This window comes from Pseudomonas fjordensis, from assembly GCF_976987115.1.
The window spans coordinates 5,792,180-5,806,730 of sequence record NZ_OZ336860.1 but is presented as its reverse complement, the minus strand read 5'-3'; the positions used below and the strand labels follow the sequence as shown (position 1 = coordinate 5,806,730).

The 14,551-nt window shown below is 57.6% G+C and carries 11 protein-coding genes, 2 tRNA genes and 1 rRNA gene; 12 read left to right on the top strand and 2 right to left on the bottom strand.

Annotation, left to right across the window (positions count from 1 at the left end; all coding sequences use genetic code 11):
• Positions 1 to 119 precede the first annotated feature (119 nt).
• Both ACWHXD_RS26575 and ACWHXD_RS26570 read right to left on the bottom strand, forming a co-directional pair.
• Positions 120 to 464, bottom strand: coding sequence for a pentapeptide repeat-containing protein (locus ACWHXD_RS26575; protein ID WP_138761966.1), 345 nt, complete (start codon positions 462 to 464; stop codon positions 120 to 122).
• Positions 465 to 556: 92 nt separating this feature from the next.
• Positions 557 to 2,113: a bifunctional aminoglycoside phosphotransferase/ATP-binding protein gene (locus ACWHXD_RS26570; protein ID WP_138761967.1), complete on the bottom strand. Its 1,557-nt coding sequence runs from the start codon at positions 2,111 to 2,113 to the stop codon at positions 557 to 559.
• A gap of 118 nt (positions 2,114 to 2,231) precedes the next feature.
• Between ACWHXD_RS26570 and mrcB the strand changes: the two genes are divergently transcribed.
• The 12 genes from mrcB to ACWHXD_RS26510 all read left to right on the top strand — a co-directional run bounded on the left by mrcB (position 2,232) and on the right by ACWHXD_RS26510 (position 14,338).
• Complete coding sequence (gene mrcB / locus ACWHXD_RS26565) at positions 2,232 to 4,556, top strand: penicillin-binding protein 1B (RefSeq protein ID WP_032895297.1); 2,325 nt, start codon at positions 2,232 to 2,234, stop codon at positions 4,554 to 4,556.
• 16 nt (positions 4,557 to 4,572) lie between these two features.
• Positions 4,573 to 5,307: a tetratricopeptide repeat protein gene (locus ACWHXD_RS26560; protein ID WP_069558114.1), complete on the top strand. Its 735-nt coding sequence runs from the start codon at positions 4,573 to 4,575 to the stop codon at positions 5,305 to 5,307.
• Positions 5,307 to 5,636 carry a YqcC family protein gene (locus ACWHXD_RS26555; RefSeq protein WP_138761968.1) on the top strand — a complete coding sequence of 110 codons (330 nt, stop codon included), beginning with the start codon at positions 5,307 to 5,309 and terminating at the stop codon, positions 5,634 to 5,636. The genes ACWHXD_RS26560 and ACWHXD_RS26555 overlap by 1 nt, the downstream gene beginning before the upstream one ends.
• A 432-nt stretch (positions 5,637 to 6,068) precedes the next feature.
• Positions 6,069 to 7,793, top strand: coding sequence for an acetolactate synthase 3 large subunit (locus ACWHXD_RS26550; RefSeq protein ID WP_003194133.1), 1,725 nt, complete (start codon positions 6,069 to 6,071; stop codon positions 7,791 to 7,793).
• A gap of 2 nt (positions 7,794 to 7,795) precedes the next feature.
• Positions 7,796 to 8,287, top strand: coding sequence for an acetolactate synthase small subunit (ilvN, locus tag ACWHXD_RS26545; protein ID WP_003176102.1), 492 nt, complete (start codon positions 7,796 to 7,798; stop codon positions 8,285 to 8,287).
• Positions 8,288 to 8,333: 46 nt separating this feature from the next.
• Positions 8,334 to 9,350: a ketol-acid reductoisomerase gene (gene ilvC, locus ACWHXD_RS26540; protein ID WP_003194132.1), complete on the top strand. Its 1,017-nt coding sequence runs from the start codon at positions 8,334 to 8,336 to the stop codon at positions 9,348 to 9,350.
• Positions 9,351 to 9,494: 144 nt separating this feature from the next.
• On the top strand, positions 9,495 to 10,352 hold the full coding sequence (pssA, locus tag ACWHXD_RS26535; protein ID WP_032895300.1) for a CDP-diacylglycerol--serine O-phosphatidyltransferase: 858 nt from the start codon (positions 9,495 to 9,497) through the stop codon (positions 10,350 to 10,352).
• Between the two features lie 63 nt (positions 10,353 to 10,415).
• On the top strand, positions 10,416 to 11,429 hold the full coding sequence (gene msrP / locus ACWHXD_RS26530; RefSeq protein ID WP_032895301.1) for a protein-methionine-sulfoxide reductase catalytic subunit MsrP: 1,014 nt from the start codon (positions 10,416 to 10,418) through the stop codon (positions 11,427 to 11,429).
• Positions 11,429 to 12,049: a protein-methionine-sulfoxide reductase heme-binding subunit MsrQ gene (gene msrQ / locus ACWHXD_RS26525; protein WP_056785095.1), complete on the top strand. Its 621-nt coding sequence runs from the start codon at positions 11,429 to 11,431 to the stop codon at positions 12,047 to 12,049. Before msrP ends, msrQ begins: the two co-directional genes overlap by 1 nt.
• Positions 12,050 to 12,537: 488 nt before the next feature.
• Positions 12,538 to 14,074: ribosomal RNA gene (locus ACWHXD_RS26520) — 16S ribosomal RNA — on the top strand.
• 81 nt (positions 14,075 to 14,155) lie between these two features.
• Positions 14,156 to 14,232 (top strand) — tRNA-Ile (locus ACWHXD_RS26515).
• A 30-nt stretch (positions 14,233 to 14,262) separates the two neighbouring features.
• Positions 14,263 to 14,338: transfer RNA gene (locus ACWHXD_RS26510), tRNA-Ala, on the top strand.
• The last annotated feature ends 213 nt before the right edge of the window (positions 14,339 to 14,551 follow it).

Here is a 14,551-nt window from a genome sequence, read left to right as displayed (position 1 = left end):
CGTGGTTCTTTGGTCAGGAAGGGCTGAAAAGCTTATAAGAATGGCGCGACGGCGCTCGCTCGCAGGCAGGCGCAAAGCGCTTGCCAGGCGGGGATGTGGTCAGCACGCGGTGTGTGGGGTTACTTGGTGCGGTAGCGCAGGCGAGTACCGAAATTGACCGACATGAGTATTTCGTCAGCCGTGAGTTCTGGCGGGAAATAAGCACCCGAAATCTGCGCATGGGCCAGGCTGGCGCCTTCCAGTGAGCAGCCACGCAAGTCCAGGCCGCGCAGGTCGGCAGAGCGAAAATAGGCGTCGGTGAAGTCAATACCGGTGGCGTTCAGGTCGCGCAGGTCCAGCCCGCGAAAGTCACCACCGCGCATATCGATGGTGCCGCCTTCAGGACGTTCCTGGTTGAAACCGCGAATGTCGTCCTTGTGCAGGAGGGCGTAGAGCGGGGTATCAAGAAGCTTGGGCTGACTCATGATCGCGACTCTGGCTGGCGTTATGGAGCCAGTATAGTGCCACTATCGCGAGGTCGCGCGCCGAAGACGGCGGCGCGACCAAGAAATATTTCTTACAGGCCCGGCAGGCGCTGGCGGATATGCCCGACCAAGGCGTCGAGCGTCCCGCTTTCATTGGTCTCCACACGCTTGCTCAACAACAACTCCTCGGCGGTCAGCGGGTCACGACTGGCTTGTTGCTCTTCGATAACAGCCAGCGTGGCGTCGGAAGGATCGTTTTTATCCGCCTGGCGTTGTGCCAACCAACTGGTGATAACGGCTTGCGGGGCGTTGCAGTCCAGGATCAGGAACGGCGCCCCAGTGGCTTCGGCAACCTGGGCAGCGGCGTCACGTTGTGCGCGTTTCAGGAACGTGGCATCCAGCACCACCGGGTAGCCGGCGCGCAGCACAGTCTCGGCAATCTCATTCAGGCGTGCGTAGGTGGCAGCGCTGGCATCCTGATTGTAGATGCCGGCCTGCAGGGTGTTCTCTACCTGCTGTTCGCCAAACAGGCGCTTGCGCTCTACATCCGAACGCAGGCGTACCGCGCCCAGGGCTTCGACCAGGCGCATGGCCACGTGGCTCTTGCCCACGGCTGACACACCGTGGGTAATTGCCAGGAAGCGCGAGGGAATGGTGCTGTAGCTTTCCGCCAGGTTGGCGTAGTTGCGGTATTGGCGCAGGGTGGTAGCGCGTTGTACCGGGTTGGCTTCGCTCGGCATGCTGAACAGCGCAACCTTGGCGCGCACCAGCGCACGGTAGGCTTTATAGAAGTTCAGCAGTTCCAGGCCCTGGTAGTCACCGGTCAGTTCCAGATACTGGCTGATAAAACGCCGTGCCAGGCATTTGAGGCCGCGATCTTCCAGGTCCATGGCCAAAAAGGCGGTGTCGGCGTACACGTCGGTAAAGCGGAAAGGCTCGTTGAACTCGATGCAGTCGAAGATCACCACGCGGCCATCGATCAGGGTGGCGTTGCCCAGGTGGATATCGCCGTGGCATTCACGGGTATAGCCCTCTAGCTTGCGCTGGGAAAGCAGAGGCTTGAGGCGTTCGAAGCTGCTTTCGGCCCAGGCTTGCAGAGCCTCCAGTTGCGTCAGGTCGGCCTTGTCGCTGAGGAACGGGCGGATCTGGTCAAAGTTCTGGCGTACCGGCGCCATTACTTCCTGCGGCGTGCCGGCCGGATGATCTTGCGGAACTTGAGGGGCGCTGAGGTGGAACTGGGCAATCTGCTTGGCCATCTCATCGATGTGCGCGCTGGTCAGTTCGCCGTTGGCTTGCAGGGTGCTGAGCATCTGGCTTTGCGGGAACTGGCGCATTTTCAGCGCGTACTCGATGGCCGGGCCGTCGCCACCCAGTTGCGGCGCCTCGGCAGTGCCGGTAATCGGCAACACTTCAAGATACAAATCTTCGGTCAGGCGTTGGTTGAGGCGCAGTTCCTCGCGGCAGAAATGCCCGCGGTCGTCCAGGTTGGTGAAGTCCAAGAAGCCGAAGTTCATCGGTTTCTTCAGCTTATATGCATAGGGGCCCGTCAGTATCACCCAGGAAATATGGGTCTCGATGACTTGAAACGCGTCAACCGGATGAGGGTACAAGGCCGGGTTTTGCAGGGCAGCGATCAGGGTCTGGCTCACGGGCGATCCTTCAAAGTCTGGGGAAAATCATGGGGGGCATTATGGCTGCTGATGCCAGTCGTGCAAACCGCTGTCCGGCTCATGTTGATCATCAATAAAGTGCGTATAATCCGCCGCCATGACTCGAACCCGATCTCCCCGTTCCCGTAAAAAACCTCCTTCCCGCGGCCCGCGCCCTTGGCTGGGCTGGGTGATCAAGCTTGGCCTGGTGGGCCTTGTGGCAGTCGCCGGCCTTGCGGTGTACCTCGATGCCGTGGTGCAGGAAAAATTCTCCGGCAAGCGCTGGACCATTCCGGCCAAGGTGTATGCACGCCCGCTGGAACTGTTCTCTGGCCAGAAGCTCAGCAAGGAAGACTTCCTCACCGAACTCGACGCGCTGGGCTACCGCCGCGAACCTGTGAGCAATGGCCCCGGCGCTGCGGCGGTCAGCGGTAATACCGTCGACCTGAACACCCGTGGCTTCCAGTTCTACGAAGGCCTGGAAAAAGCCCAGCCGGTGCGCGTGCGTTTCTCTGGCGACTATGTGGCTGAGCTGTCGTCGCTTAATGGCTCCAAGCTGCCGGTGGTGCGTCTTGAACCGTTGCTGATCGGCGGTATTTACCCGAAAAACCTTGAAGATCGCATCCTGATCAAGCTCGATCAGGTGCCGCCGTACCTGCTGGAAACCCTGGTCGCTGTCGAAGACCGCGATTTCTATAGCCACTGGGGTGTCTCGCCGAAGTCGATCGCCCGCGCTATCTGGGTCAACACCTCCGGCGGCAAGATGACCCAGGGCGGCAGTACGTTGACGCAGCAGTTGGTCAAGAACTTCTACCTGACCAACGAACGCAGCCTCACCCGTAAACTCACCGAAGCCATGATGGCGATGTTGCTGGAGCTGCATTACAGCAAGCAGGAAATCCTCGAGGCCTACCTCAACGAGGTATTCGTCGGGCAGGATGGCCAGCGCGCCGTGCACGGTTTCGGCCTGGCCAGCCAGTTCTTCTTCGGGCAGCCGTTGTCCGAGTTGAAGTTGCATCAGGTCGCGTTGCTGGTGGGGATGGTGAAGGGGCCGTCCTATTACAACCCGCGCCGCAACCCGGAGCGTGCGCTTGAACGTCGCAACCTGGTGCTCGATGTGCTGGAACAGCAGGGCGTCGCCACCGCTGAACAGGTGGCCGCTGCGAAGAAAATGCCACTGGGTGTGACCACTCGCGGCAAGCTGGCGGATAGCTCATTCCCTGGCTTTATCGACTTGGTCAAGCGCCAACTGCGCGAAGACTACCGCGACGAAGACTTGACCGAAGAGGGCCTGCGGATCTTCACCAGCTTCGACCCCATCCTGCAGATGAAGGCCGAAGCGTCGGTCAACGACACCTTCAAGCGCCTGACCGGCCGTAAAGGTTCGGATGAAGTCGAAGCCGCCATGGTCGTGACCAATCCGGAAACCGGCGAAGTCCAGGCCATGATCGGCAGCCGCCAGGCCAGTTTCGCCGGTTTCAACCGCGCACTGGATGCCGTGCGGCCGATTGGCTCGCTGGTCAAGCCCGCGGTTTACCTCACTGCACTGGAAAAACCCAGCAAGTACACGCTAACCAGTTGGCTGTCCGATGACCCGCTGTCGGTCAAAGGTGCGGATGGCCAGGTGTGGACCCCCAAGAACTTCGACCGCCGCTCCCATGGCACGGTGTTCCTGTATCAAGGGTTGGCGCATTCCTACAACATCTCGACCTCGCGCCTGGGGCTTGAGGTCGGTGTGCCAAATGTCCTGAAAACCATAGCGCGACTGGGGGTGGAGCGTGAGTTCCCTGCATTCCCATCCATGCTTTTGGGCGCTGCGGCCATGACGCCGATGGAAGTGACCACCATGTACCAGACCCTGGCCAATGGTGGCTTCAATACGCCGATGCGCGGTATTCGCAGTGTGCTGACTGCCGATGGCGAGCCGCTCAAGCGCTACCCGTTCCAGATTCAGCAGCGCTTCGACGCGGGTTCCATTTACCTGATCCAGAACGCCATGCAGCGCGTGATGCGTGAGGGTACAGGGCGTTCGGTCTACAGCGTGCTGCCGTCGAACCTGACCCTGGCGGGCAAGACCGGTACCAGTAACGACTCCCGCGACAGCTGGTTCGCAGGGTTCGGCCAGGATGTACTGGCCGTGGTGTGGCTGGGGCGCGACGATAACGGCAAGACGCCGTTCACCGGTGCGACCGGCGCGCTGCAGGTATGGACCAGTTTCATGCGCAAGGCTGATCCGTTGCCGCTCAACATGCCGCAGCCGGACAATATCGTGCAGGCCTGGATTGATCCGCACACCGGCCAAGGCTCCGATGCCAACTGTCCGGGCGCGGTGCAGATGCCGTATATTCGCGGCAGCGAACCACCACCCGGCCCTGCGTGCGGTGGCAGTGCCCCTGCTGACGCGGATTCGGTGATGGATTGGGTCAAGGGCTGGATGAATTAAGCAAAGAGGGTTTCAAGTGAACAAGTTGTGGATTCCAGCAATTACGGCTCTGGCTTTGCTCGGCGGTTGCTCCAGCGTGCAGCGCGGCTCTATCCCTGTGGTTGACTCAAGCACGTCCGTCTCCAATAACGACCGCATTTCGGCCAATGGCGGCTTCCGTCAGACCGTGGTCAAACGGCCTGCCCAAGCTGCAACCCAGGCAATTCCCCAGGATTCCGGCGTCGTGGTGATGGTGCCCGGCAGTGGGGCTGCAACCTCGGCGCCTATCAGTGCCGAGCCATGGACCCCTGGCCCGAGCACTTCCGGGCCGGTGAACTCCACGCCGATTCAAACCGCGCCGGTCAACCAAGGCACCTACAACATGCCTTCGACGCCGAGCGGTATTCCGTCATCGTCCAATACGGGCGGGTTGTCGGCAGACGAACAACTCGATGGCCCGGTGCTGGCGTTGCTCACCACCGCTCAGCAGCAGCAGGCGGGTGGCGATTTGAATGGCGCCTCGTCGAGCCTTGAACGTGCCCAGCGCGTGGCGCCGCGTGAGCCGCAAGTGCTCTATCGCCTGGCCCAGGTGCGCATGGCCCAGGGCGATGCGCCCCAGGCGGAGCAGTTCGCTCGTCGCGGCCTGAGCCTGGCCAATGGCCGTCCAGACCTGCAAGCCAGCCTGTGGGCGTTGATCGGTGATGCACGTGCCGCCCAAGGGGATGCAGCCGGTGCAGCCCAGGCGCGGCAAAAAGCCAAGGTCAGCCTCTGATGGATGCGCGTTTCCCCGCGATTGCCGAGCAGTTATTGCTGATCGAGCGCGAACTGCGCGTGCAGGGCTGGTGGGACGAAGTCTCCCCTGGCGCTGAAGCCCTCAGCAGTGTCGAGCCCTTTTCCGTCGACACCCTGGACTTCCACCAGTGGCTGCAATGGATCTTCCTCGCCCGTATGAAGCAGATCCTGGAGCAGGACCTGCCCTTGCCGAATGCGTCGGGGATCCTGGAAATGGCCGAGATGGTCTACGCCGACCGATCGCGGGAGAGCCTCGGCTTGCGTAATGCGCTGAAAAAGTTCGATCAATTGATCGTCGACGCTCGTTAATTGCCTGACTGCCGGTTTTTCCGGCAGTCTTGCGCACATTTCTACCGCTTGACGACATTCAGGCGAGTTTTATCCCTCCTCAAAGCCCTTTCTTCTACGTTCTCATGCGCTTAGTTGGAAAAAAGCGCAATTATTGCTTGACTTGAAGGGCGTGAAACAGAAGAATCCAAAGTCCGCTGTATCGGGACTGCCAGAAGCAGACCCGCTCAGCAGATCATGAGGCGCACATCCGCGCCGACCTGTAACACCCGCAACGCGTTACCTCGCGCTGGGTGGGAAAAGCCCGCAACACTTGGGACGATCCCAATACTTGCTCAGTCAGTGCTGACGTAGTCGGCGACCACCGTCGCTCATGCTCTGTTGAGAAGTAAACCTATTAAGACCCGTCGGTTTTTTAACGGACGGTATTCTGGCGTTTTAGAGGTGAACAACGTGGAGCTTTTATCTGGCGGTGAGATGCTCGTCCGCTTTTTGCGTGACGAAGGCGTCGACTATATCTACGGGTACCCAGGTGGTGCTCTGCTGCATGTCTACGACGCACTGTTCAAGGAACCGGCTGTTACCCACATCCTGGTTCGCCACGAACAGGCCGCGACCCATATGGCTGACGGTTACGCCCGTGCCACCGGTAAAGCCGGCGTGGTACTGGTAACGTCTGGCCCAGGCGCAACCAATGCCATTACCGGCATCGCGACTGCCTATATGGACTCCATTCCGATGGTAATCATCTCTGGCCAGGTGCCTAGCACCATGGTCGGTACCGATGCATTCCAGGAAACCGACATGATCGGTATTTCCCGGCCGATCGTGAAACACAGCTTCATGATCAAGCATCCTTCGGAAATCCCGGATGTCATGAAAAAGGCGTTCTACCTCGCTCAGTCCGGTCGCCCGGGCCCGGTGGTGGTCGATATCCCGAAAGACATGACCAACCCGGCCGAGAAGTTCGAATACGTCTTCCCGAAAAAAGCCAAGCTGCGTTCCTACAGCCCGGCCGTGCGTGGGCACTCGGGGCAAATCCGCAAGGCAGCAGAAATGCTCCTGGCGGCCAAGCGCCCGGTGCTGTACTCCGGCGGTGGCGTGATTCTGGGCGGCGGTTCCGCTCCGTTGACCGAACTGGCCAAGTTGCTCAACCTGCCGGTGACCAACACCCTGATGGGCCTCGGCGCATTCCCGGGTTCGGACCGTCAGTTCGTCGGCATGCTCGGTATGCACGGCAGCTACACCGCCAACCTCACCATGCACCACGCCGATGTGATCCTGGCCGTGGGCGCACGGTTCGATGACCGGGTGATCAACGGTGCGAGCAAGTTCTGCCCGAATGCCAAGATCATCCACATCGACATCGACCCGGCGTCCATCTCCAAGACCATCAAGGCCGATGTGCCAATCGTGGGTCCTGTAGAGAGCGTACTGACCGAAATGGTCGCTGCACTCAAGGACATCGGCGAAACGCCGAACAAGGAATCCGTTGCCAGCTGGTGGAAGCAGATCGACGAATGGCGCGGTGATCGCGGCCTGTTCCCTTATGACAAGGGCGACGGCAGCATCATCAAGCCGCAAACCGTGATCGAAACCCTGTGCGAAGTGACCAAGGGCGACGCCTTTGTGACCTCCGACGTAGGCCAGCACCAGATGTTCGCGGCGCAGTACTACAAGTTCGACAAGCCTAACCGCTGGATCAACTCCGGTGGCCTGGGCACGATGGGCTTTGGTTTCCCTGCGGCCATGGGTGTGAAGCTGAGCTTCCCGGATGCCGACGTTGCCTGTGTGACGGGCGAAGGCAGCATCCAGATGAACATCCAGGAACTGTCGACGTGCCTGCAGTACGGCCTTCCGGTGAAGATCGTCTGCTTGAACAACGGCGTACTGGGCATGGTTCGTCAGTGGCAGGACATGAGCTACGGCAGCCGTCACTCCCATTCCTACATGGAATCGTTGCCAGACTTCGTCAAATTGGTTGAAGCCTATGGCCACGTCGGCATTCGTATCAACGATCTGAAAGATCTGAAGCCGAAAATGGAAGAGGCGTTCGCCATGAAGGACCGCCTGGTGTTCATCGATATTCAGGTGGATACCAGCGAGCACGTCTACCCGATGCAGATCAAAGACGGCTCTATGCGCGACATGTGGCTGAACAAGACGGAGCGTACTTAATCATGCGGCATATTATCTCCCTGCTTCTGGAGAACGAACCCGGCGCTCTGTCTCGTGTTGTCGGCCTGTTTTCGCAACGCAACTACAACATCGAAAGCCTGACCGTGGCCCCAACCGAAGACCCGACCCTGTCGCGCCTGACGTTGACCACCGTGGGCCACGATGAGGTGATCGAGCAGATCACCAAGAACCTCAACAAGCTGATCGAAGTGGTCAAGCTGGTCGACTTGTCGGAAAGCGCTCACATCGAGCGCGAACTGATGCTGGTCAAGGTCAAGGCCACGGGTGCCCAACGTGCCGAGATCAAACGCACTACCGATATTTATCGCGGGCAGATCGTCGATGTGAGCGCCAGCGTTTATACCGTTCAACTGACCGGTACCAGCGACAAACTGGACAGCTTCATCCAGTCGATCGGGACGGCCTCGATTCTGGAAACCGTACGCAGTGGTGTCACCGGGATTGCCCGTGGCGACAAAGTACTCAGCATCTAACCCAATTAGCGAATGGCCTTACGGCCTGGATATATAGAGGAACCTCATGAAAGTTTATTACGATAAAGATTGTGACCTGTCGATCATCCAGGGCAAGAAAGTCGCCATCATCGGCTACGGTTCCCAGGGCCACGCCCAAGCGTGCAACCTGAAAGATTCCGGCGTTGACGTGACTGTTGGCCTGCGTAAAGGCTCGGCCACTGTTGCCAAGGCTGAAGCTCATGGCCTGAAAGTGACTGACGTTGCTTCTGCTGTTGCGGCTGCCGACCTGGTCATGATCCTGACCCCGGACGAGTTCCAGTCCTCGCTGTACAAGAACGAAATCGAGCCGAATATCAAGAAGGGCGCCACCCTGGCCTTCTCCCACGGCTTCGCGATTCACTACAACCAGGTTGTGCCACGCGCTGACCTCGACGTGATCATGATCGCGCCGAAAGCACCGGGCCACACCGTGCGTTCCGAGTTCGTCAAAGGCGGCGGTATCCCTGACCTGATCGCGATCTACCAGGACGCGTCGGGCAATGCCAAGAACGTTGCACTGTCCTACGCTGCTGGCGTAGGTGGCGGTCGTACCGGCATCATCGAAACCACTTTCAAGGACGAGACCGAAACCGACCTATTCGGCGAACAAGCCGTTCTGTGCGGTGGTACCGTTGAGCTGGTAAAAGCTGGTTTCGAAACCCTGGTTGAAGCTGGCTACGCGCCGGAAATGGCCTACTTCGAATGCCTGCACGAACTGAAGCTGATCGTTGACCTCATGTACGAAGGCGGCATCGCCAACATGAACTACTCGATCTCCAACAACGCCGAATACGGCGAGTACGTGACCGGCCCTGAAGTAATCAACGCCGAGTCCCGCCAGGCCATGCGCAACGCCCTGAAACGTATTCAGGACGGCGAATACGCCAAAATGTTCATCAGCGAAGGCGCTACCGGCTACCCTTCGATGACCGCCAAGCGCCGTAACAACGCCGCTCACGGTATCGAAGTCATCGGCGAGCAACTGCGCTCCATGATGCCGTGGATCGGTGCCAACAAGATCGTCGACAAAGCCAAGAACTAAGTCGAACGCATCAAGGGAAAACGCGGCTTAGGCCGCGTTTTTTCGTTTGGAGGGCCGGTTCTGGTATAAAGCTGCATCGTTTGCAGGCGAACACTCGCTGCAAGTATCTGTCGAATTTTTTCACACCGTTGCAAGGTAAAGTCCATGAGCGAACGTCCCGAAGAGCCAAACCAGGCTTCCGACGCCGAAAGCATGCTGCCGATCGATGAACATGTCGAAGAAGGGCATGACGCCGAAGGCCGCAAGGTCCGGCATCGTGGCATCTATCTGCTGCCTAACCTGTTCACCACGGCGAATCTGTTTGCCGGCTTCTACTCCATCATCAACTCCATGAGTGCCCAGAGTGCGCTGGCGGCGGGTGATGCGGCGAGTGCCAGCAAATACTTCGGTTTTGCCGCGATCGCAATCTTCGTGGCCATGGTGCTCGACGGCCTGGACGGGCGTGTGGCGCGTATGACCAATACCCAAAGTGCCTTCGGCGCCGAGTACGACTCGCTGTCGGACATGGTTGCCTTTGGTGTCGCTCCCGCACTGCTGGCGTTTGCCTGGGCGTTGGGTGACATGGGCAAGGTCGGCTGGATGGTTGCCTTCATCTATGTCGCGGGCGCCGCTTTGCGCCTGGCACGCTTCAACACCCAGGTGGGGACTGCCGACAAACGCTACTTCATCGGCCTTGCCAGCCCGGCAGCGGCGGGTGTTGTCGCGGGGATTGTCTGGGCGTTCAGCGACTACGGGATTCAGGGGTCGAAGATGTCGTTCCTGGTTGCCCTGATGGTGGCGGCCGCCGGCATGCTGATGGTCAGCAACATCAAGTACAACAGCTTCAAGGAGTTCGACCTCAAGGGGCGCGTGCCTTTCGTGGCCATCCTTGTTGTAGTGCTGGTGTTCGCGGTCGTGTTCAGTGATCCACCGCGTATCCTACTGCTGGCGTTCCTGGCCTACGCCGCTTCGGGTCCGATTCAGTACTTGTTGCGTCTGCGTCGGGACAAAACATTGCCTTAATGTAATTTCCCCCATACTCCGCAGTCTATTGGTGCATCAGTTCTCCAACGCTGCGGAGTTACCATGTTAATCAAATTACCCAAAGCGTCCGATTGTCACGAATCGGATGTCACGCCTGAATCCTTCTACCTCTCTCGCCGTAGCCTGCTCGGCGGCGCGCTTGCCGGTATTGCCGCCAGCAGCTTGCCGCGTTGGGCCAGTGCGGGTGATGCTTCGCGGTATGCCGACGTCGAGCCCGGCAGCGCGCCCAACTGGTTTACGGAAAAACTACCGGGTACGAAATGGCAGGCGGTGACGGTCAAAGATGAGGCCATTACGCCGTTCAAGGACGCCACCCACTACAACAACTTCTATGAGTTCGGGACAGGCAAGGGCGACCCGGCGACGAATGCGGGCTCGCTCAAGACGCAGCCCTGGAGCGTGGTGATAGATGGTGAAGTCGCAAAGCCTGGGCGCTATGCCCTGGAGGACTTCATGAAACCCTATGAGCTGGAAGAGCGCATCTACCGTCTGCGCTGTGTCGAGGCATGGTCCATGGTGATTCCGTGGATAGGCTTTCCCATCTCGGCGTTGCTCAAGCAGGTCGAGCCTACCTCTAAAGCCAAGTACATCCGTTTTGAAACCCTTCAGGATCCCAAGAGCATGCCTGGGCAACGCTCAAGTTTCGGCTTGATCGACTGGCCTTATGTAGAAGGGCTGCGCCTGGATGAGGCGATGAATCCGCTGGCGATCCTTGCTGTGGGTATGTATGGGCGGGAGTTGCCTAACCAGAACGGCGCGCCGTTGCGCCTGGTGGTGCCGTGGAAGTATGGCTTCAAGAGTGTGAAGTCCATCGTGCGGATCAGTCTGGTCAGTGAGCAGCCGAAAACCACCTGGCAGAGTATTGCGGCTGATGAGTATGGTTTTTATGCGAATGTGAACCCTACGGTCGATCACCCGCGCTGGACCCAGGCGCGTGAGCGCCGTCTGCCGAGCGGCCTGTTTAGTCCGAATGTGCGCGAGACGCAGATGTTCAATGGCTATTCAGATGAGGTCGCTTCTTTATATACCGGTCTCGATCTGCGGAAGAACTACTGATGCGCTATCCCATCTGGCGCATCGGCGTGTTTGTAGCCGCCGCAGTGTGGCCATTGCTCTGGTTGTATGAGGCGTGGAGTTCTGCGCTAGGGCCTGACCCTGGCAAGGTGCTGGTTGATCGCCTGGGTTTGGGCACGTTGATTCTATTGCTGATCACACTTGCCATGACGCCGCTGCAGAAGTTGAGCGGTTGGGCGGGGTGGATAGCGGTGCGTCGACAGTTGGGGCTGTGGTGCTTTGCTTATGTCGTGCTGCACCTGGCGGCCTATTGCGTGTTTGTCCTGGGGCTGGATTGGTCGCAGCTCGGCGTAGAGTTGAGCAAGCGGCCCTACATCATTGTGGGTGCGCTGGGGTTTGTTGCTCTCCTGATGCTGGCCGTCACATCGAACCGCTACAGCCAGCGCCGGTTGGGGAGCCGCTGGAAGAAGCTGCACCGCTTGGTCTATGTGATTCTTGGGCTCGGTTTGCTGCACATGTTATGGATAGTGCGAGCGGATCTGAAGGAGTGGGCTATCTACGCTTCTATAGGTGCGCTGCTTCTATTGCTGCGGGTGCCCCCAGTAATGCGCCGGATCCCTCGCCTTATTGCTAAAAAACCGCCTTCTGCAACAAAAGCGTAATTAAGCCTTGACGGCAGATTCTGGAAGCCTATAATTCGCCCCACTTCCGGCGCAGTCGAAACGGAAAACTCCTTGGTAAACAAAGAGTTATGCAGTTCTCGACAGCAAGTTGCTTCAGTTCATCGAAGCCAAAAGGAAGTTGAAAAAGAGGTGTTGACAGCAGCGTGTAACGCTGTAGAATTCGCCTCCCGCTTACGAGAGATCGCAAGCGCAAGTGGTTGAAGTTGTTGAAGAAATCTTCGAAAACTTCTGAAAATAACCACTTGACAGCAAATGAGGCTGCTGTAGAATGCGCGCCTCGGTTGAGACGAAAGATCTTAACCAACCGCTCTTTAACAACTGAATCAAGCAATTCGTGTGGGTGCTTGTGGAGTCAGACTGATAGTCAACAAGATTATCAGCATCACAAGTTACTCCGCGAGAAATCAAAGATGTAACCAACGATTGCTGAGCCAAGTTTAGGGTTTCTTAAAAACCCAAAGATGTTTGAACTGAAGAGTTTGATCATGGCTCAGATTGAACGCTGGCGGCAGGCCTAACACATGCAAGTCGAGCGGTAGAGAGAAGCTTGCTTCTCTTGAGAGCGGCGGACGGGTGAGTAATGCCTAGGAATCTGCCTGGTAGTGGGGGATAACGTTCGGAAACGGACGCTAATACCGCATACGTCCTACGGGAGAAAGCAGGGGACCTTCGGGCCTTGCGCTATCAGATGAGCCTAGGTCGGATTAGCTAGTTGGTGAGGTAATGGCTCACCAAGGCGACGATCCGTAACTGGTCTGAGAGGATGATCAGTCACACTGGAACTGAGACACGGTCCAGACTCCTACGGGAGGCAGCAGTGGGGAATATTGGACAATGGGCGAAAGCCTGATCCAGCCATGCCGCGTGTGTGAAGAAGGTCTTCGGATTGTAAAGCACTTTAAGTTGGGAGGAAGGGTTGTAGATTAATACTCTGCAATTTTGACGTTACCGACAGAATAAGCACCGGCTAACTCTGTGCCAGCAGCCGCGGTAATACAGAGGGTGCAAGCGTTAATCGGAATTACTGGGCGTAAAGCGCGCGTAGGTGGTTTGTTAAGTTGGATGTGAAATCCCCGGGCTCAACCTGGGAACTGCATTCAAAACTGACTGACTAGAGTATGGTAGAGGGTGGTGGAATTTCCTGTGTAGCGGTGAAATGCGTAGATATAGGAAGGAACACCAGTGGCGAAGGCGACCACCTGGACTAATACTGACACTGAGGTGCGAAAGCGTGGGGAGCAAACAGGATTAGATACCCTGGTAGTCCACGCCGTAAACGATGTCAACTAGCCGTTGGAAGCCTTGAGCTTTTAGTGGCGCAGCTAACGCATTAAGTTGACCGCCTGGGGAGTACGGCCGCAAGGTTAAAACTCAAATGAATTGACGGGGGCCCGCACAAGCGGTGGAGCATGTGGTTTAATTCGAAGCAACGCGAAGAACCTTACCAGGCCTTGACATCCAATGAACTTTCTAGAGATAGATTGGTGCCTTCGGGAACATTGAGACAGGTGCTGCATGGCTGTCGTCAGCTCGTGTCGTGAGATGTTGGGTTAAGTCCCGTAACGAGCGCAACCCTTGTCCTTAGTTACCAGCACGTTATGGTGGGCACTCTAAGGAGACTGCCGGTGACAAACCGGAGGAAGGTGGGGATGACGTCAAGTCATCATGGCCCTTACGGCCTGGGCTACACACGTGCTACAATGGTCGGTACAGAGGGTTGCCAAGCCGCGAGGTGGAGCTAATCCCATAAAACCGATCGTAGTCCGGATCGCAGTCTGCAACTCGACTGCGTGAAGTCGGAATCGCTAGTAATCGCGAATCAGAATGTCGCGGTGAATACGTTCCCGGGCCTTGTACACACCGCCCGTCACACCATGGGAGTGGGTTGCACCAGAAGTAGCTAGTCTAACCTTCGGGAGGACGGTTACCACGGTGTGATTCATGACTGGGGTGAAGTCGTAACAAGGTAGCCGTAGGGGAACCTGCGGCTGGATCACCTCCTTAATCGACGACATCAGCTGCTCCATAAGTTCCCACACGAATTGCTTGATTCATTGAAGAAGACGAAAGAAGCAGCCCGAAATTGGGTCTGTAGCTCAGTTGGTTAGAGCGCACCCCTGATAAGGGTGAGGTCGGCAGTTCGAATCTGCCCAGACCCACCAATTTTGTGTGGGAAACGCCTGTAGAAATACGGGGCCATAGCTCAGCTGGGAGAGCGCCTGCCTTGCACGCAGGAGGTCAACGGTTCGATCCCGTTTGGCTCCACCACTACTGCTTCTGTTTGTATAAAGCTTAGAAATGAGCATTCCATCGTTGTGATGGTGAATGTTGATTTCTAGTCTTTGACTAGTTCGTTCTTTAAAAATTTGGGTATGTGATAGAAAGATAGACTGAACGTTACTTTCACTGGTAACGGATCAGGCTAAGGTAAAATTTGTGAGTTCTCTTAACTGAGAAATTCGAATTTTCGGCGAATGTCGT

What these genes read in the sequence shown, in the direction of transcription:
- ACWHXD_RS26575 (WP_138761966.1), bottom strand. Translation starts at nt 464, where the DNA reads ATGAGTCAGCCCAAGCTTCTTGATACCCCGCTCTACGCCCTCCTGCAC.
- mrcB (WP_032895297.1), top strand. Translation starts at nt 2,232, where the DNA reads ATGACTCGAACCCGATCTCCCCGTTCCCGTAAAAAACCTCCTTCCCGC.
- ACWHXD_RS26555 (WP_138761968.1), top strand. Translation starts at nt 5,307, where the DNA reads ATGGATGCGCGTTTCCCCGCGATTGCCGAGCAGTTATTGCTGATCGAG.
- ilvN (WP_003176102.1), top strand. Translation starts at nt 7,796, where the DNA reads ATGCGGCATATTATCTCCCTGCTTCTGGAGAACGAACCCGGCGCTCTG.
- ilvC (WP_003194132.1), top strand. Translation starts at nt 8,334, where the DNA reads ATGAAAGTTTATTACGATAAAGATTGTGACCTGTCGATCATCCAGGGC.
- pssA (WP_032895300.1), top strand. Translation starts at nt 9,495, where the DNA reads ATGAGCGAACGTCCCGAAGAGCCAAACCAGGCTTCCGACGCCGAAAGC.
- msrP (WP_032895301.1), top strand. Translation starts at nt 10,416, where the DNA reads ATGTTAATCAAATTACCCAAAGCGTCCGATTGTCACGAATCGGATGTC.
- msrQ (WP_056785095.1), top strand. Translation starts at nt 11,429, where the DNA reads ATGCGCTATCCCATCTGGCGCATCGGCGTGTTTGTAGCCGCCGCAGTG.